This is a genomic window from Kitasatospora sp. NPDC059577 (genome assembly GCF_042735475.1).
Taxonomy (GTDB): Bacteria; Actinomycetota; Actinomycetes; order Streptomycetales; family Streptomycetaceae; genus Kitasatospora.
On record NZ_JBHWBZ010000061.1, the window covers coordinates 26,840 to 44,120 of the forward strand.

General features: G+C 75.3%; 14 protein-coding genes. 7 read left to right on the forward strand and 7 right to left on the reverse strand.

The features are described from left to right. Position 1: 1 nt before the first annotated feature. Positions 2 to 985, forward strand: a complete 984-nt coding sequence (locus ACFV0O_RS33580) for a peptidoglycan DD-metalloendopeptidase family protein (protein ID WP_380347528.1) — start codon at positions 2 to 4, stop codon at positions 983 to 985. 553 nt (positions 986 to 1,538) lie between these two features. Here the strand turns inward: ACFV0O_RS33580 and ACFV0O_RS33585 are convergent. The 4 genes from ACFV0O_RS33585 to ACFV0O_RS33600 all read right to left on the reverse strand — a co-directional run bounded on the left by ACFV0O_RS33585 (position 1,539) and on the right by ACFV0O_RS33600 (position 4,824). Then, positions 1,539 to 2,258, reverse strand: coding sequence for a DUF2470 domain-containing protein (locus ACFV0O_RS33585; protein WP_380347529.1), 720 nt, complete (start codon positions 2,256 to 2,258; stop codon positions 1,539 to 1,541). Positions 2,259 to 2,391: 133 nt separating this feature from the next. Further along, the gene (locus ACFV0O_RS33590; RefSeq protein ID WP_380347530.1) at positions 2,392 to 2,820 is read right to left on the reverse strand and encodes a RidA family protein; all 429 of its coding nucleotides are present in this window, start codon (positions 2,818 to 2,820) and stop codon (positions 2,392 to 2,394) included. Positions 2,821 to 2,848: 28 nt separating this feature from the next. Next, positions 2,849 to 3,598 carry an IclR family transcriptional regulator gene (locus tag ACFV0O_RS33595; protein ID WP_380347531.1) on the reverse strand — a complete coding sequence of 250 codons (750 nt, stop codon included), beginning with the start codon at positions 3,596 to 3,598 and terminating at the stop codon, positions 2,849 to 2,851. Further along, positions 3,595 to 4,824, reverse strand: coding sequence for a sugar kinase (locus ACFV0O_RS33600; RefSeq protein ID WP_380347532.1), 1,230 nt, complete (start codon positions 4,822 to 4,824; stop codon positions 3,595 to 3,597). The genes ACFV0O_RS33595 and ACFV0O_RS33600 overlap by 4 nt, the downstream gene beginning before the upstream one ends. Before the next feature lie 269 nt (positions 4,825 to 5,093). Here ACFV0O_RS33600 and ACFV0O_RS33605 point away from each other — a divergent pair, with 269 nt between their 5' ends. The 5 genes from ACFV0O_RS33605 (at position 5,094) to ACFV0O_RS33625 (ending at position 11,936) form a co-directional block, all read left to right on the forward strand. Then, positions 5,094 to 6,395, forward strand: a complete 1,302-nt coding sequence (locus ACFV0O_RS33605; protein WP_380347533.1) for an amino acid deaminase — start codon at positions 5,094 to 5,096, stop codon at positions 6,393 to 6,395. Then, positions 6,395 to 8,104, forward strand: coding sequence for an amidohydrolase family protein (locus ACFV0O_RS33610; RefSeq protein WP_380347534.1), 1,710 nt, complete (start codon positions 6,395 to 6,397; stop codon positions 8,102 to 8,104). Before ACFV0O_RS33605 ends, ACFV0O_RS33610 begins: the two co-directional genes overlap by 1 nt. After that, the gene (locus tag ACFV0O_RS33615) at positions 8,101 to 8,721 is read left to right on the forward strand and encodes a bifunctional 4-hydroxy-2-oxoglutarate aldolase/2-dehydro-3-deoxy-phosphogluconate aldolase (RefSeq protein ID WP_380347535.1); all 621 of its coding nucleotides are present in this window, start codon (positions 8,101 to 8,103) and stop codon (positions 8,719 to 8,721) included. The genes ACFV0O_RS33610 and ACFV0O_RS33615 overlap by 4 nt, the downstream gene beginning before the upstream one ends. Before the next feature lie 293 nt (positions 8,722 to 9,014). Next, on the forward strand, positions 9,015 to 10,613 hold the full coding sequence (locus ACFV0O_RS33620) for an alpha-amylase family glycosyl hydrolase (RefSeq protein ID WP_380347536.1): 1,599 nt from the start codon (positions 9,015 to 9,017) through the stop codon (positions 10,611 to 10,613). A 270-nt stretch (positions 10,614 to 10,883) separates the two neighbouring features. Further along, a complete protein-coding gene (locus tag ACFV0O_RS33625) occupies positions 10,884 to 11,936 on the forward strand; it encodes a hypothetical protein (protein WP_380347537.1) in 1,053 nt (350 codons plus the stop codon). 281 nt (positions 11,937 to 12,217) lie between these two features. Here the strand turns inward: ACFV0O_RS33625 and ACFV0O_RS33630 are convergent, their stop codons facing one another. Both ACFV0O_RS33630 and ACFV0O_RS33635 read right to left on the reverse strand, forming a co-directional pair. Further along, positions 12,218 to 13,054, reverse strand: coding sequence for a (2Fe-2S)-binding protein (locus ACFV0O_RS33630; RefSeq protein WP_380347538.1), 837 nt, complete (start codon positions 13,052 to 13,054; stop codon positions 12,218 to 12,220). A 213-nt stretch (positions 13,055 to 13,267) separates the two neighbouring features. Further along, positions 13,268 to 13,831, reverse strand: coding sequence for a hypothetical protein (locus ACFV0O_RS33635; RefSeq protein ID WP_380347539.1), 564 nt, complete (start codon positions 13,829 to 13,831; stop codon positions 13,268 to 13,270). 161 nt (positions 13,832 to 13,992) lie between these two features. Between ACFV0O_RS33635 and ACFV0O_RS33640 the strand changes: the two genes are divergently transcribed. Further along, positions 13,993 to 15,231, forward strand: a complete 1,239-nt coding sequence (locus tag ACFV0O_RS33640) for an ATP-binding protein (RefSeq protein ID WP_380347540.1) — start codon at positions 13,993 to 13,995, stop codon at positions 15,229 to 15,231. A 190-nt stretch (positions 15,232 to 15,421) separates the two neighbouring features. Here ACFV0O_RS33640 and ACFV0O_RS33645 read toward each other — a convergent pair whose 3' ends face one another. Beyond that, positions 15,422 to 17,020: a purple acid phosphatase family protein gene (locus tag ACFV0O_RS33645; protein WP_380347541.1), complete on the reverse strand. Its 1,599-nt coding sequence runs from the start codon at positions 17,018 to 17,020 to the stop codon at positions 15,422 to 15,424. Between the last annotated feature and the right edge of the window lie 261 nt (positions 17,021 to 17,281).

Sequence of the window (17,281 nt, forward strand, 5' to 3'; positions counted from 1 at the left end):
CATGCCTGCTCAGGCTCGTCGTATCGTCCTGCCCCGCGCCGCCCGCATCGGCATCGCCACTGCCGTCACCGGTGTCTCCTTCGCCCTCCCGCTCGTCACCGCGATGAGCGCCCAGGCCCACACCGCCCCCGCTGCCCCGGCCGCGCCCGCCGCCGTGGCGCCTGTCGCCGCCGCCAAGCCGGCCGAGAAGGCCGCTCCGGCTGCTCCGGCCGCCGCGGCCGCCACGTCCGAGAGCTACCGCGTCGTCAGTGGTGACACCCTGTCCAAGATTGCCGACGTCAAGAACGTCGAGGGTGGCTGGCACGCGCTGTACGAGCAGAACCGCTCGGTCGTCGGCGCCAACCCGAACCTGATCTTCCCGGGTCAGCAGCTCACCCTCGCCGGCCACGCCGCCGCGCCGTCCGCGGACGCCGCCCCGGCCAAGCCGGCCGCCCCGGTGGCCCCGGTTGCCCCCGTGAAGCCGCAGACCCAGGTCAAGGTCACGACCGAGGCCGCCAAGCCCGCCGCCCCGGTGCAGACCCAGGTTCAGACCGCCGCTCCGGCCAAGGCCGTGACCGCCGCTCCGGTCGCCGCCACCTCCGGCTTCGTCGCGCCGCTGGCCAACCCGGTGCTGGGCGAGGCCTACGGTGTGGCCGGCTCGATGTGGGCCTCCGGCCACCACACCGGCCAGGACTTCGTCGCCTCCACCGGTACCCCGCTGCGCGCCGTCGCCAACGGCGTCGTGGTCAAGGCCGGCAACGGCGGCGCCTACGGCAACGAGGTCGAGATCAAGCTCGCCGACGGCCACTACGCCCAGTACGCGCACCTCTCGGTGATCGGCGTGAAGATCGGTCAGACCGTCACCGTCGGCCAGCAGATCGGCCTCTCCGGCGCCACCGGCAACGTGACCGGCCCGCACCTGCACTTCGAGATCCGCACCGGCTCGGAGTACGGCTCGGACATCAACCCGGTCACCTACCTGCGCGCGCACGGCGTCGCGCTCTGACCCTCCGGGGATCAGGTCCAGGGTTTCAGGAACCACCACTGCCGCGGAGCGAATCGGTCCTCCGGGATGGTCATGTCGGGTGACCGCTCGACCGGATGATCGCCGTGCAGTGGACATGGGCGCGGGACACGCCCAGGCCGGCCCGGCTCGCGGGATTCACCTCCCTCGCGAGCCGGGCCGGCCGCTGCCGTTTCCGGGCGGGACGTTTCCGGGGCGCGACGTTCCGGGTGCGTGACCTTCCGGGAGGCGGGGCGGCAGGGGCGCGGGGCGGTTCGATGCGGGGCGGGCCGGTGTCGGGGCTGGCGGCGTCGGCGGTTCGTGCGCGGGCGGTGGGTCAGCCGGGGATCGCGGGTGGGCGACGGGTCTGCCGAACGCGCCGGAACGGGTAGGGAGTTCGGGGGTCCGGCGGCCGGGCTCGGGCGGTTCCGCGTCGTCGGGCGAGGGTCGTCGGGCGAGGGTCGTCGGACGAGGGCGGTTCCGCGTCGTCGGGCGAGGGTCGTCGGGTGAGGGGGAGCGGGCCGGCTTCGTCGGGCGAGCGGTGACGGGGTGTCGGTCAGCCGCGGTGGGCCGGCAGGCCGTACTGGGCGGCGGCCAGCAGGTCGTGCATCCGGTGGCCGAAGTCCTCGGTGTCGCAGGCCGGTTCGGGGAAGACCAGGCGGACGTCGCGGTGGCCGTCGGGGTGGTCCAGGCGCAGCACCAGGCCGTGGCGGTCCAGGGCGAGCGGGCGGACGTCCGGGTTCCGGGCGAGCAGCACGGGGTCGAGGAGGCGGGTGAGGACCTCGATCGCGTCGGCGTGGTCGTCCGCGAAGTGGGTGAGCATCGCGGCCTCGTGGCGGGCCATCGGGTCGGGGCCGGCGAGGGAGAGGTCGGCGGCGGTGACCGCTCCGGTGCCGTACGGGGTGGCGAGGACGGCGTGGGCGACGTCCACGCGCAGGTGGACGCTGAGGCCGTCGTCGGCGAGGTGCGCCAGTCGCAGCCGGCCGGCCAGGGTGAGCCGGCCGCGGACGCGGTCCCGGACGGCGACGGGGGAGACGTCGGTGACGTCGAGGACGACGGGGAGGCCGTCGGTGGCGTGGGCGGCGGCCACGGTGAGCGGGGCGTCCAGCGGGGCGCGCATTCGCAGGTGGGAGCCGTGGACGGAGACCGGAGTGTCGAGGTCGTGGTGTTCGCCCAGGGCGCGGACGACGAGCGAGGAGGTCGTGCTGAGCAGGCTCTGGATCCGTTCGGCGGTGGTGGGCTCGGGGACCTCGGTGTCGCCGGTGGGCTGGCTCATGGACGGACCTCCAGAAAGTTAGGTGAGCCTAACCTAATATTCGCGTCGGAGTTCGGCAAGCAGGCGTCGGGACGTGCCGAAGGGCCCGGACGGGCGGCGGTCCGGGCCCTTCGGCGGAGCGGGCGGCGCGGCGTCAGGCGAGGACGGCCTGGGCGTCGATCTCGACCAGCATCGGCTCCTGCGGGAGCTCGACGAAGACGGTGGTGCGGCAGGGCTTCACTCCGCCGGGCTCGATGTTCTCCTCGATGAACTCGGCGTAGACCTCGTTCATCAGCGGGAAGTCGGCGCGCTTGGTGAGGTACACGCGGAACATCACCACGTCCTCGATCGTGGCGCCGCCGGCCTCGACGACGGCCTTGACGTTCTCCAGGGTGCGCCGGGTCTGCGCCTTCACGTCGCCGTGGTGGAGGTACTCGCCCGTCGCCGGGTCCTGCGGGCCCTGCCCGGAGACCTGCAGGATCGGGCCCTTGCGCACGCCCTGGGAGAAGGTCCAGGCGGGGGCCGGGGCGCCCTCGGTGCGGATCTCGGTCTTCTCGCCGGTCGGGGACTGCTCGGGGGGCATGGGACTCCTCGGATATCGTGACGGTTCGTCAGGGGTGTTCGGGGCGACCGCAGTCGGCCGAGACGGTGCGGGTGGTGGCGAGCAGCTGCGGGAGGAGGTCCAGCACCTGCTCGTACGGGAGGACGACGTCCGGCACGGAGATGGACGCGGCGGCGACGACCCGGCCGCTGGCGTCCCGGATCGGTGCGGCGACGCAGTTGATGAAGGCCTCGTGCTCCGCGTGGTCCTGCGCCCAGCCCTGGGCGGCGACCCTCTCCAGCTCGGCGAGCAGCGCCTCGGGCGTGGTGAGGGTGTGTTCGGTGTGCGGGGTGAAGTCGATCCCGGCCACCACCCTTCGCCGCTCCGGCAGGGGCAGGTCGGCCAGCAGCACCTTGGACACGGCCGCGCTGTGCAGGGCGGCGCGCAGGCCGATCCGGGAGTACATCCTGACCGGGTGGCGGGAGTCGAACTTGTCGATGTAGACCACCTCGCCGCCCTCGTAGGCGGCCAGGTGCACGGTCTGACCGGTGGCGGCGTTCAGCTCGGCCAGGTGGGGGGCCGCGATCCGGCGGATGCCGCGCTGCTCCAGGGCAAGGCCGGAGAGGGCGAAGAGGCCGGCGCCCAGGTGGTAGCGGTAGGCCGCGTCGCGGTAGACGAACCGTTCCTCTTCGAGGCTCTGCAGCAGTCGGAGCACGGTGGTCTTGTGGACGCCGAGCACCTCGGCGAGCTGGTCGAGGGAGCGTTCGCCCTCGCCGAGTTGGGCGAGGATGCGCAGGGCGCGGGTGACGGTCTGGCTCATCGTGCTCCGCTTCGAGGGCTGGGGTTCCCGCTCATTGTGCCCGGGCCCGGGCGGGCGCCCGGCGTCCGGTCACCGGCGCCGTGGGCGTCGTCGGCGGGGGTGGGGCCGCCGGTCCGTGCGCCGTGGCGGGCCTGCGCGGGGTCGTCGGCCCGTGCGCGGTCGGCGGTGAGGGCGGGGCCGGTGATGCCGTCCGCGCTGACCCGGGTGGCGGCCCAGTCCGCGGGGGAGGCGTCGAGCAGGGCCGACACCACGGCGGCGGGCGGCAGTTCGGCCTGGTCGCCGTGGGCGGTCAGCGCGCAGGCCGCGCTCAGGTGGCCGAGCCGCAGCCGGCGGCGCTGGTCCAGGCCCCGGACGGTGCCGGCCAGGTAGCCGGCCGCGAAGGCGTCGCCCGCGCCGGTGGCCTCCACCACCTCGACGGCGAGGGCCGGTTCGGTGACCGCCGTGCCGTCCCGCTCCAGGGCGGTGACGTGCCGGTCGGCGTCCTTGACCACGAGGGTGGCGGGCGTCGGGAAGCGGCGGCGCAGTGCGACGGGGTCGCCTGCGCCGAAGGCGGCCTGCGCCTCGTCGGCGCCGAGCAGCAGCAGGTCGGCGGCGTCCAGCAGCGACGGCAGCACGGACGGGTCGCGGTCGCGCCAGAGCGACGGGCGCCAGTTGAGGTCGAAGCTGACCAGCCGGCCCGGGCGGCGGTCGGCCAGCAGGGCGCGCAGCAGGGCGAGGCAGTCGTCGGAGAGGGCGGCGGTGATGCCGGACAGGTGCAGGAGGCGGGCGTCGGCCAGCAGCGGGGCGGCGGCCGGGTCGGCGAGCAGCGCGGGGGAGAGCGCCGCGGCCGCGGAGCCGCGCCGGTGGTAGTGCAGCCGGCTGCGGCCGGGGCCGAGGTCGTGGTCGTGGCCGGTGGTGCCGCCGACCTCCTTGAGGTAGAGGCCGGTCGGGCGGTGCGGGTCGACCGCGACCGCCGAGACGTCCACGCCGCGGGCGGCGACCTCGGCGAGCAGCCGCCGGCCGAAGCCGTCCGCGCCGACCCGGCTGATCCAGGCGGTCGGCACGCCGAGTGCGGCCAGTGCGCCGGCCACGTTGGACTCGGCGCCGCCGACGGAGAGCCGGAAGTTCGCCACCGACTCCAGCGGGCCCGGGCGGTCCGGGAGCAGGACGGCCATCGACTCGCCCACGCACACGGCCGTCGGGGGAGGGCCCGGGCGGGTCGCCCCCGGGGTGTCCTGTCGCGGCATGTGCGGGGCTCCTCGTCTGCGGCCGTTCCGCGGGGAGCGGGCCGACTCCGTTGACCGTGTCCGTTGACCGTGCGTCGACTCCGCCGGCGACCGTCCGCGAAGGGTGCGGGCCGGGTTCGCCGGGCGCGTGTCGGTTCGTCGAGCGTGAGCCGGTTCCCTGTGGAGCGTGGGCCGGTTCCGTTGACCGTGATCCGGCGCCGATGCTAGAACCGTGCTGCCAGCATGTGCAACCCGCGTTGCGCATGTTGCAACATGATGGAAGGAGGATCGTGGAGCAGACCTTCGCAAGCAGCGGCACCGGGCCCGGGATCGCCGTCGGCGCGGTGGCGGCCCTGGCCGACGAGCCGCTGGACTGGCGGTTCAAGGCCGCTCCCCCGCAGTCGTGGGGCCGTACCGTGCGGGAGTGGCTGGCGGACGGCCCGACCCTCTCCTCGCTCGGCACCCCGCTGCTCACCCTCGACGGCGCCGCGGTCGAGCACAACGTCCGCACCATGGCCGACTGGTGCGCCAAGGCGGGCGTCGCGCTCGCCCCGCACGGCAAGACCACCATGGCGCCCGCCCTCTGGCAGGCGCAGCTCGCCGCCGGAAGCCACGGCATCACCCTCGCCAACCTGCCCCAGGTCAGGGTCGCCCGCGCCTTCGGAGTGCGGCGGATCCTGCTCGCCAACACCCTGCTCGACCCGGCCGGACTGGCCTGGCTCGCCGACGAACTGGCCTCCGACCCCGGCTTCGCCTTCCTCTCCTGGGTCGACTCCACCGAGAGCGTGCGGCTGATGGACGAGGCGCTGCGCGCCGCCGGCGCCGAACGGCCGGTCGAGGTGCTGGTCGAACTCGGCGGCCCCGGCGGGCGGACCGGTGCCCGCGGCGTGGACGCCGCCGTCGAGGTCGCCGCCGCCGTGCTACGGGCCCCCACGCTGCGCCTCGCCGGCGTCGGCGGCTACGAGGGCGCGCTCGCGCACGACGCCACGGCCGACGGGCTGGCCGCCGTCCGAGGCCACCTCCGGACCCTGGCCCTGCTCCACGGCCGGCTCGCCGGCGCCTGCCCGGACGACGCGCCGCCGGTGGTCACGGCCGGCGGCAGCGCCTACTTCGACCTGGTGGTCGAGGAGTTGGCCGGCCTGCCGGACACCCTCGTGGTGCTGCGCTCGGGCGCCTACGTCGCCCACGACGACGGCTTCTACCGGGGCGTCTCGCCGTTCGCCCGGGGCGCCGGCGAGACACCGTTCCGCGGCGCGCTGCACGGCTGGGCCCGGGTGGTCTCCCGACCCGAACCGCAACTCGCCCTGCTGGACGCCGGAAAGCGCGACCTGCCCTTCGACGAGGGCCTGCCCGAGCCGCAACGAGTGCGCGGCGGAGTCGAGTTGACCGGAACGACGGCACGGATCACCGCGCTCAACGACCAGCACGGCTTCCTGCGCGACGCGGGCGACCTCGCGCCGATCGGCGCCGTACTGCGCCTCGGGGTGTCGCACCCGTGCACGGCCTTCGACAAGTGGACGGCGATCCCGGTGCTGGACTCCGCGGACGCCGCCGAGCCGAAGGTCACCGGACTGGTCAGGACGTTCTTCTGATGGCCGGGGCGAGAACGGCCGGACCGGGCACGCCGGGCACGCCGGGAACGCCGGGAACGCCGGGAACGCCGGGCACGCCGGGCACGCCGGGCACGCCGGGCACGCCGGGCCCGACGGTATTCCGCGGCGCCACCGTCGTCGACGGCACCGGCGCCGACCGCTACCGGGCGGACGTGCGGATCGCCGACGGCCTGATCACCGGGATCGGCGGGCGCCTCGACGCACCCGACGTGGTGGACGCCGACGGACTGGTCCTGACCCCCGGCTTCATCGACATGCACGCCCACTCCGACCTCGCCCTACTGCTCGAACCCGAGCACCCGGCCAAGGTCACCCAGGGCGTCACCTGCGAGGTCCTCGGCCAGGACGGCCTGTCCTACGCCCCGGTGGACGACACCACGCTGCCCGCGCTGCGCCGCCAACTCGCCGGCTGGAACGGCGATCCGGCCGACCTCGACTGGGACTGGCGCGACGTCGCCGGCTACCTGGACCGGATCGACCGCACCGGGGTCGCCGTCAACGCCTGCTACCTCGTCCCACACGGCACGCTGCGCACCCTCGTCATGGGCTGGGCCGACCGGCCACCCACCCCGGCCGAACTCGACCGGATGCGACAGGTGCTGGCGAAGAGCCTGCTGGACGGCGCGGTCGGCATGTCCAGCGGTCTCAGCTACACGCCCGGGAGTTACGCGGACACCGCCGAACTGGTCCAGCTCTGCACCATCGTCGCGGCCTACGGCGGCTTCCATGCTCCGCACCAACGCTCCTACGGGGAAGGCGCGTTGGAAGGGTACGCCGAAATGGTGGAGATCTCCCGGCAGAGCGGCTGCGCGCTGCACCTGACCCACGCCACGATGAACTTCGGCGTCAACCGGGGCCGGGCCGGCGAGCTGCTGGAACTGGTCGACCGGGCGCTCGCCGACGGCGTCGACCTCACGCTGGACAGCTACCCCTACCTGCCCGGCTCCACCACCCTGGCTGCCCTGCTGCCGAGTTGGGCCACCGAGGGCGGCCCGGCGGCGACCCTGGCCCGGCTCGCCGACCCGGCGGAGTGCGCCCGGATCCGGTACGAAGTGGAGGAGAAGGGCAGCGACGGCTGCCACGGCGTGGTCACCGACTGGACGACGATCCAGATCTCCGGCGTCCGGTCCGCGGAGCTGGCACCGGCCGTCGGCAGGACCGTCGCCGAACTCGCCGTCGAGGAACGGCGGACCGGAACCGAGGTCTTCCTGGACCTGCTGCGCCGGGACCAGCTGGCCACCACGATCCTCCAGCACGTCGGGCACGAGGAGAACGTCCGGGCGATCATGCGCCACCGCGCGCACACCGTCGGCAGCGACGGACTGCTGGTCGGCGCCCGGCCGCACCCGCGTGCCTGGGGCACCTTCCCGCGCTACCTCGGCCACTACAGCCGGGAGTTGGGCGTACTGACCCTGGAGGAGACGGTCGCCCGGATGACCGGCCGGCCCGCCGCCCGGCTGGGTCTGCACCGGCGCGGACTGATCGCCCCCGGCCACCACGCCGACCTGGTGCTCCTCGACCCGGAACGGGTCCGGGACGCCGCCACCTTCGAGCACCCCCGGCGGCCCGCCGAGGGCATCGAGTCCGTGTACGTCAACGGCACCGCCGTCGTCCGGCAGGGCCGCACCACCGGCGCCCGGCCCGGGCGCGCCCTGCGCCGCACCGACCGAGGAACCCGAGCCGCATGAACTCCTTCTCCGCCCTGCAGGACGACCGGGTGATCGCGGTGGTCCGCGCGCCGGACATCCCCGACGCCGCCGCGCTGTGCGCCGCGCTCGCCGCGGGCGGCATCCGGTGGACCGAATTCACCTACACCACGCCGGACGTGACCCGGCACCTGCGCCGTGCCGCGCAGGCCGGCCACCGGGTCGGCGTCGGCACCGTGCTGACCGCGGAGCAGGCCGAGCGCGGGACCGCGGCCGGGGCTTCCTTCCTGGTCACCCCGGGCTGCCGGCCCGAGGTCGCGGCGGCGGCGACCTCAGCCGGGGTACCGGTGGTGCTCGGGGCGCTGACCCCGACCGAGGTGGCCCGGGCGGTGGACCTGGGGGCGGCCGCGGTCAAGATCTTCCCGGCCCGGTCGTTCGGCCCCGGCTACTTCAAGGACCTGCGCGGCCCGTACCCGGACGTCCCACTGGTGGCCTCCGGCGGGGTGAACACGGGCAACGCCGCCGAGTTCCTGGCGCAGGGCGCGCTCGCCGTCTGCGCCGGGACGGACGTGGTACCGCCGGCGGCGGTCGCGGCGGGGGACTGGGCGGAGATCACCCGGCGGGCCCGGGCGTTCACGCAGGCGTGCGGAGCGTCGTAGGTCGGTCCGGTGGCCGGTCCGGGGTGTGGAGGCCGGGACGGTGGCCGGTCCGGGGCGTGGAGGCCGGGGCGTACGGCGGAGCAGCCGGGGCGAATCGTCGGGCGGGTTACCGGGGAGGGCTGCCGGGGGCGAATCGTCGGGGCGGGCCGTCGGGGAGAGTTGTCGGGCGGGCTGTCGGGACGGCCGGGATTGGACGAGAATCGGTGGCACCCGGCTCGGCCCCGGCCGAGTCCGGCCCGGTTCAGCCCCGCCCGGTGCACCCCGGGCCCCGGACCCGGCAGGAGGACCCGCCCATGACCTCGACCCGCCCCGGCCCCGACTGGCTCGCCGACGCCGTCCTCTACCAGATCTACCCGCAGACCTTCGCCGACTCCGACGGCGACGGCATCGGTGACTTCGCCGGCATCACGGACCACCTCGACCACCTCGCCTGGCTCGGCGTCGACACGGTGTGGCTCAACCCCTGCTTCGCCTCGCCGTTCCGCGACGCCGGGTACGACATCACCGACTACTTCGCGCCCGCCCCGCGCTACGGCGGCACCGAGGACCTGGCCGCGCTGGTCGAGGCCGCCCGACGCCGGGGCATCCGGGTCCTGCTGGACCTCGTCGCCGGACACACCTCCGACCGTCACCCCTGGTTCCTGGCCGCCGCCGAGGACCCGTCCGACCATCGCTACATCTGGTCCGACCACCGGGTGGACGGCTTCGTCGCCTCGCCCGGCAGCCGCCCCGGCTGGTACCGGCCGAACTTCTTCGACTGCCAGCCCGCCCTCAACTTCGGCTACGCGCGCAGCAGTCCGGACGAGCCCTGGCGGCAGCCGGTGGACGCCGAGGGCCCGCGGGCCAACCGGGCGGCGCTGCGCGACATCATGGCGCACTGGCTCGGCGTCGGCGTGTCCGGCTTCCGGGTGGACATGGCGTACTCGCTGGTCAAGGACGACCCGGGCAAGATCGAGACCGCCAAACTCTGGACCGGACTGCGCGACTGGCTGGACCGCGACCACCCCCGGGCCGCGCTGTTCGCCGAGTGGGGCGACCCGTCCGCCGCCGTCGCCGCCGGCTTCCACGCGGACTTCTTCCTGCACTTCGGCGGCGAGGACAACGGGCTCCCGCTGCGCTGCCTCTGGAACAACAACGGCGGGACGGTCGAGGAGTTCTGGCAGCAGGAGTCCTGCTACTTCGAGGCCGAGGGCCGGGGCACCCCGCAGCCCTTCCTGGACGCCTGGCGCTCCGCCGCCGAACTCACCGAGGGCAGCGGGCACATCGTGCTGCCGACCGCCAACCACGACTTCTCCCGGCTGGCCGCGGGCCCGCGCACCGCCGAGCAGCTCGCCCCCGCGTTCGCCTTCCTGCTCACCTGGCCCACCCTCCCGGCCGTCTACTACGGCGACGAGATCGGCATGCGCTACCAGCCCGGACTGCCCGACACCGAGGGCAGCGTGCTCGGACCGCGCTTCAACCGGGCCGGTTCGCGCACCCCGATGCAGTGGACGCCGGGCCCCACGGCCGGCTTCTCCAGCGCGCCCCCCGAGCGGCTGTACCTGCCGGTGGACCCGGACCCGCACCGCCCGGACGTGCTCTCCCAGCGCGCCGATCCGACCTCGCTCCTGCACACCGTCCGGCGGCTGATCGCGCTGCGCCGGGCGCACCCGGGGCTGGGCTCCGCCGGCGGGGCGGAGGTCAGGCAGGCCGGGTACCCGCTGGTGTACACCCGGTCCGGGCGGTACCTGGTCGCAGTCAACCCGCGGCGGGAGCCGGGGATCGTACGGCTGTCGGAGGTGCTTGCGGAGGTGCCGCAGGGGATCCGGCCGCTGGACGCGCAGGGCGTGCGGGTGACGGACGGGGAGCTGCGGGCGGACGGGTTCTCGTACGGCGTGTTCGAGTTGGGCTGAGGGCGCCCGGGGCAGGGCTGCTCGGTCGGGGGTGCTCGGTCGGGGGTGCCCGGGGCAGGGGTGCCGAGGCCGGGGGTGCTCGGTCGGGCGGGAAGGCGGTCGGCCGGTACCGGTGGTGGGGCCGGCTTCCGCCCGGTGTCGGATAGTTGTAAGCTACATCCATAGATGGTTGCATTTGCCACCTGTATTGCGCGGTGTTCCCCGGTGCAATGGTTGCATTTGCCACCTTCTTTGCAGGATGAGACACCACCGGAGGACGGTACGCACGCCATGAGCACACCCCAGAACCCCGCCGCGGCGCCCACCACGGGGCACTCGCTCAAGCACCTCGCCGTCCACCTGATCACCCCGCTGCTGATGTGCCTCGGCATGGCGCTCGCCTACCAGGGCGCCTTCCACCAGCCCGAGCCGCACCACCTCAAGGTCGCCGTGGTCGGCACCACGCCGCAGGCGCACGGACTGGCGCAGGCCATCCAGGAGAAGGCCGGGAACGCGCTCGACGTCCGTACCGTCGACGACCGGTCCGCCGCCGAGCGGCAACTGCGCGACCGCGACCTGGTCGGCGCCTTCGTCCCCGACGGCAGGAGCCCCGAGCTGATCGTGGCCAAGGGGAACTCGGACACCTCGGTGGTGGCCGCCACGGCGGTGTTCACCACCGTCACCGACAAGCAGGGCGTGCCGCTGCACGTCACCGACCTCACCACCCCCGCCGCGGGCGACCCGACCGGTCAGGGCCTGTTCTTCCTGCTGGTCGCGCTGAGCATCGGCTCGTACGCGAGCGTCGCGGTCATCGGCGCCGCCGGTGCCGCGCTGAGCATGACCGTCCGGGCACTGGCCGGGGTGGCCGTCTCGCTGGTGGTCAGCGTCATCGGGATCGTCACCGCCGGGCCGGTGTTCCACGTCGTCGACCACGACCTCGCCGCGATCTGGGTGCTCGGCTGGCTCTACTCGGCGGGCATCCTGCTGATCGGCACCGGCCTGCACACCTTCCTGAAGAAGTGGACCACGCTGGCCCTGATGGTGCTGTTCGTGATGCTCAACTTCACTTCCTCGGGCGGCATCTACCGGCCCGAACTGCAGAACGGCTTCTTCGGCGCCCTGCACGGCTTCTGGACCGGCGCCGGCTTCCTGGAGGGTGCGCGCAGCATCATGTACTTCGACGGCGGCGCGGGCCTCGGCGGGCACGTCGTGACCCTGCTGGTCTGGCTGCTGCTCGGGGCGGCGGCCGTGGTCGCCGCGGCGCTGTACGAGGGCCGCGGGCGCCGGGGGGTGGAGACCCCGGCGGAGGCCGAGGAGGAGATGGAGGAGGCGGTCGCGGTCTGACCGCGCCCCCACGGGAGGCTTCACCGGGTGCCAGGGCATCGGCACCGGGTGGGGATTCACGGCCCGCGCCCGGCCCTGGACAAGCCGGACGCGGGCCGACGCGTGTGCCGCGGTGGCGGCTCAGCGTGACTTCCCGGGCTCCTCGGGTTCCTCGAACTCTTCGGGCTGCGAGGGTGCGGAGGCGGGGGCGGTGGACCGGGTCGTGGTGCGGGTGTGACGCCCGGGAGGGGCGGTGCGACCGCGGTGGCGCGCATGACCTTCAGCTGTCCAGGTATTCGCCGTCAGTGGTTCGGTTTCCGCAGCGCGGGCGGTTCGGTGAAGCAGCAGTCCCCGCAGAGACCGGCGCCCGGTCCGACCCGGTAGTAGAGGCAGCAGCTGTTCCGCCGGAACGCCGTGCCGCGCGGGCCGGTGCTCAGTGTGCCGGAACCCGCGAGCGGCGGGCGGTCCAGCAGCTCCGCGACCAGCGCCCCGGCCGCGCCCGGTGCGTGGGCGTCCAGCACCCGCAGCGTCCCGGCCAGCGCGGAGGCGGTGTTGCCGAGCAGCAGGCGCGGGGAAAGCGGGGCGGCGGCCCGCACGGCAGCCGCCAGCGGCTCCACGTGGCCCACCAGGACGGCGGTGTGGAGCTGGTCGGCGAGCGTTCCCGCGTCCGGGCGGACGGGCTCCGGTGGCGTCCAGAGGTCGATCGGGCCCTGGTCCGGGATCCGCACCCAGGCGTGGTCCAGCGTCGGGACCGTACCCAGCAGGACGGCCGATCCGAGGCCCACCGACCAGAACCGGGCGGCCAGTCCCAGGTGCAGGATCGAGGCGGCGACCCGGGGTTCGGCAGTGCCGAGCCGCTGTGCCACCACCCGGATGCGCGCGCGCAGCGGCGCGTCCGGCCCGGTGCCGTACAGCTCGGACAGCGGGCGGAAGCCGGCGGGCGGTGCGCCGCCGGGGGAGGTGTCCAGTGCGAAGTACGGGCCGACGGCGGCGAGCCGCCGGTAGTCGGGCAGCGGCCCGGGCGCGGAGTGCGAGGCGTCGGACGTCGGGCGCGCGGCACCGGGCGTGGCGCGCGACGGGTTCGCGGTTCCGCGGGAACGGTTCGCGGTGGCCCGGGACGGGTCTGGCGCGGAGTTCAACGGCCCTCCCCTGTGGGGTCGTTGAACCCCGCGCCGGCTTCGGGTGGCCCGGGTGCGGTCGGGCGGTCGGGCGACATCGGGGCCTCCAGGGTCCGGGTGCTCGGGGCGGCGGCCGGACGGCGGCGCGCCGGTGCGCGGCCGCCGCCCCGAGCGGGCCCGAGCGGAGCCGGGTGGGACCCTCGCGGGCCTCGGAAGGCCCTGGTCGGGCGGGTGTCAGCCGCGCACGGTGAAGTCGCCACCGGTCATGCGGATGAACGGTACCGTGCCCTGGCAGTCCGACACCGGCTGGCCCAGCGCGCCCCAGACCCAGCCGAGCCGGTCCCCGTGCCGGCCGTCGTCCTCGACCGAGACCGACACCTTCTGGCCGACCGGCTCCAGGCCCGGGAACCACGGCGCCTCGCCCTTGGTGATCACACCGGTGGCGATCGCCTCCCGGCCACCGACGGCCAGGCAGGTGATGTCCCCCTCGAAGTCGGCGACCAGTCGGCCGTCGACGTGCACGTGGCGGACGTGGAAGTGGCCGCGGGTGCTGCCGGGGTCCATGGAGGAGGCCGCGCGGGCGTCGACCGAGATCTGCACCGGGTCGCCGGCGAAGTCGCGGAACGCGGAGGTGAGCACGGTGTCCCCGGTGCCGCGCACGCTCACCGCCGTCGGGGCGCCCGCGGCCGCGGCCGGGTCCGCTGCGGAGCCGGGGGCCGCGGAGGCCGGGGCGGCGGTGGCGACCGTCGCGGCCAGCAGGAGGAGCGAGGCGGCGGCGGTGGCGAGTCGGCGGTTCATGACGGTTCGTCCTCCTTCGGGGCGACTGCTTCGACGACCACGAGTCTGCTGCAGCCCGGCCGGGCAAGCCTCCCGCTGCGGAGGGGAGTTGACGGCGTCCTGCTCCCTCCCGGGGAGGAGCCCCGCCTCCCCCGGGAGAGCTGCCCCGTAGGCTCGGCCGGGTGCGCACCGAATCCTCGTCCAGGCCGGCCGGGCCCCGCGGTGCCCGGTTACGGCGCCCGTTCGCCGTCGTCACCGGGCTGGTCCTGACGGCGCCCGTCGCCCTCGCACACCCGGGCGAGCACGGCCCGGCCGTGCTGCTCGCCCTGATGGCGGCGGCCGCCGCGGTGGTGGCCGTCCTGCCGTGGCCGACCGGCCGGGTCGCGCTCGGCGCGGAGGCCGGGGCGGTGGCGGGCGCGTCGCTGCTGCTCGACCTGCTCTACCCGGGGCCCCACCGGCTGCCCGCGTTCTGGTTGCCCTTCGAGTGGCTCGCCCTGCTCGGCGTGCTGTTCCGGGCCGTCCGCCGGCTGCCCGACCGGTGGGCCGGGCCGGTCGGCGGAGCGGTCGGGCTCGCGGCGGTCCTGCTCCCGCTGCGGTTCGCCCTGCGGACGCCCCAGGGCGGCGCGGCCGGCCCGGTGATCGGCGTGCTGATCTCGCTGCTGCCGGTGCTCGGGGTCGCGGGGGCGGCCCTCTACCTGCGCGTGCTGGACGCCCGCCGGGAGCGGGCCGTCGTACGGGCCCGGCGCGAGCAGCGGCTCGACGTGGCCAGGGGGCTGCACGACTTCGTCGCGCACGAGATCACCGGCATCGTGCTGGAGGCCCAGGCCGGCCAACTCCCCTGCCAGGAACCGGAGGAGACCGCCGCGCTGCTCCGTCGGCTGGAGGAGGCCGGGCTGCGGGCGCTGGACTCGATGGACGAGATGGTCGGGGCCCTACGGGATCCGCAGGGGCGGGACGACGGGCGGACCGGGTCGGACGGGCAGGGTGAGCGGTCCCCGGGGGCGACCACGCGCCGCCTGGGCCTGGCCGACCTCCCCGAGCTGGTCGCCCGCTTCGGTGCGACGGGCGGGACCGGCGCCACCGTCGACCTGGCCCCCGACACCGCCGAGCTGCTCCCGGGCGAGACCCAGGCCACCGCCTACGCCGTCGTCCTGGAATCCCTGACCAACATCCGCCGGCACGCCCCGCAGGCCACCGAGGTCGCCGTCCGGGTGGCCCCCGGACGGGGCGGCGCCGTGGTGGTGACCGTCACCGACAACGGCGGCCCCGCCCGCAAGCCGTTGCTGCGCCGCCGCCCGGGCTCCGGCGGCACCGGACTGGCCGGTCTCGCCGCCCGCACCGCCGCCCACGGCGGCTCGCTGACCACGGGACCGGTCGAGCCCGCGGGTTGGCAGGTCAGCTGCACGCTGCCGGGGCGGTAGTACGGGGCCGGCGCCGGCCGGGGGTGCGGACCCGGTCCGGCGCCGCCGCGGTGCGGTGCGCGCGGTGCGGGCCGGGGCGTGTCGCGCGCGGTGCCGGCCGGGGCAGGCCGGGGCGTGTCGCGTGGGGTGGGGCGTACGTACGGGGCGTGTCGTGCGGCGCGCGGGGTGTACGTGCCCGCGGCGGGGAGGGTCAGCGACCCCGGCCGCCGCCGCGGGCGCCGCGCGGGCGGGTGAGGGTGAAGCGGTCGACGGGGACGAGGTCGCCGTACGGGCCGCTGACGGAGTAGTAGGTGACGTCGATGGTGGTCTGTCCGCCGCGCCGGCCCGGGTCGACGTCGAAGGACGCGAAGCCGTACGGGTTGTCGGCGTCACGGAAGGCGGACCACGGGGCGTCCTCGACCACGTACACCGGCGGGCGCTTGCCGGTGGCCGGGTCGGCGGCGCCGACGCCGGTGATGACGCGGGCCTTCGGAGGGTCGAAGAACAGCTGGTTGGACGGCGCGGAGGTGCCGCCGCCGCCGATCACCATGTGGACGGTGCCCTTGGTGGTGTCGATGGTCCTCGTGCCGGTGGCGACCGGCACGGGGGTGCGGGTGTCGGTCGGCTGCTGGCCGCGGATCGGGTGCGAGCGCTCGTAGTGGTGCTCGTGGCCGCAGACCACCAGGTCGACGCCGTACCTGTCGAACAGCGGCACCCAGGCCTCGCGCACGCCGAGGTCGGCGCCGTTGAACCTGTCGGCGGTGGAGATCACCACCTGGTGCATGCAGACGACGATCCAGTCGATCTCCGGGTCCGCGTCGGCCGTCGCCAACTCGCGCTCCAGCCAGCGCTGCTGGGCGCCGCCGGAGTAGCCGTGGAGGTAGGAGTTGCCGCCGTCCTGGTACGCCACGTCGTCGTTGTTGAGGCTGATGACGCGCACCGATCCGGCGGTGAACGAGTACCAGAGGCCGCGCAGTTCGTCGTCCGAGCCGGAGTCCGGCAGGTCGAAGTAGGCCTGGTAGGCGCCGTAGCCGACCGGGCCGTTGCCCTTCTCGTTCTCGTGGTTGCCGGCCGCGGGCATCCAGGGGCGGTGGCGGGCGGAGCGGGTGTTGTTCTCGAACCAGTCGGACCAGGTGCGGACCCGGTCGGTGGCGATGTTCGCGTAGCAGAGGTCGCCGTTGAGGAGGTGGAACAGCGGGGCGATCCGTTCGACCCCGGCGGTGGTGTCGCCGGCGGCCGGGCTGCCGAGGTTGTCGTTGACGTAGCCGTTGGCGGTCTTCCTGCCGAGGGTGGGGGTGCCCTGGTCGCCGAAGCTGGTGAAGGTGAAGGCGGCCCGGCCGCGTGGGGCGGTGCGGACGGTGCCAAGCTCGGGTGTGGTGCCGTCGTGGACGGCGGCGTAGACGTAGTCCGTGTCCGGGTGCAGGCCGGTGATCCGGGCGTGGTGCGCCTGGACCTCGGTGCCGGAGGCGGCGTCTCGGTAGGTGCGGGTCGCGGCCTGCACCGTCCGGCCGAAGCCGCCGTTCGAAGTCCCGTACATCACCCGGGGGTTGGCGACGGACCGGGTGGTGTGCCAGGACACCACCACCTCGCGCGAGGCGTCCGGGCCGAACTGGAGGTGCAGACCGCCCACCCGCGGTGCGCCGGAGCGCCCGGGCCGTTGCCACAGCAGGGGCGAGGCGGCGGGGTCGGCGGCTGCGGCGGGGGCGGCGGCGAGGCCGGAGAGCGACACGGCGCCACCGAGGCCGAGGCCGGAGGCGCCGGCCAGGAGCCCGCGCCGGCTGACGAGGAGACGTCCACTGGAAGCGTTCATGGCGGTCAGCCCACCGCACGGAGGTGAACCGCGCCGGGGCCGCCGCGTGAACTTTCCCGCCGGGGCGGCCGCTTGCCGCTCCCGCCGGGCGACCCGTGATCCCGCCGGGCGACCTGCGATCCCGCCGGGCGACCTGCGATCCCGCCGTGGCGGGGGGGGGGGGGCGCCCCCCCCCGCGCGGGGGGGGGCGGGGGGGGGCGGCGGGGGGGGACCGCGCGGTGCCGCCGGGGGGACGGACCCCGAGGACCGCGGCCCCCCGTG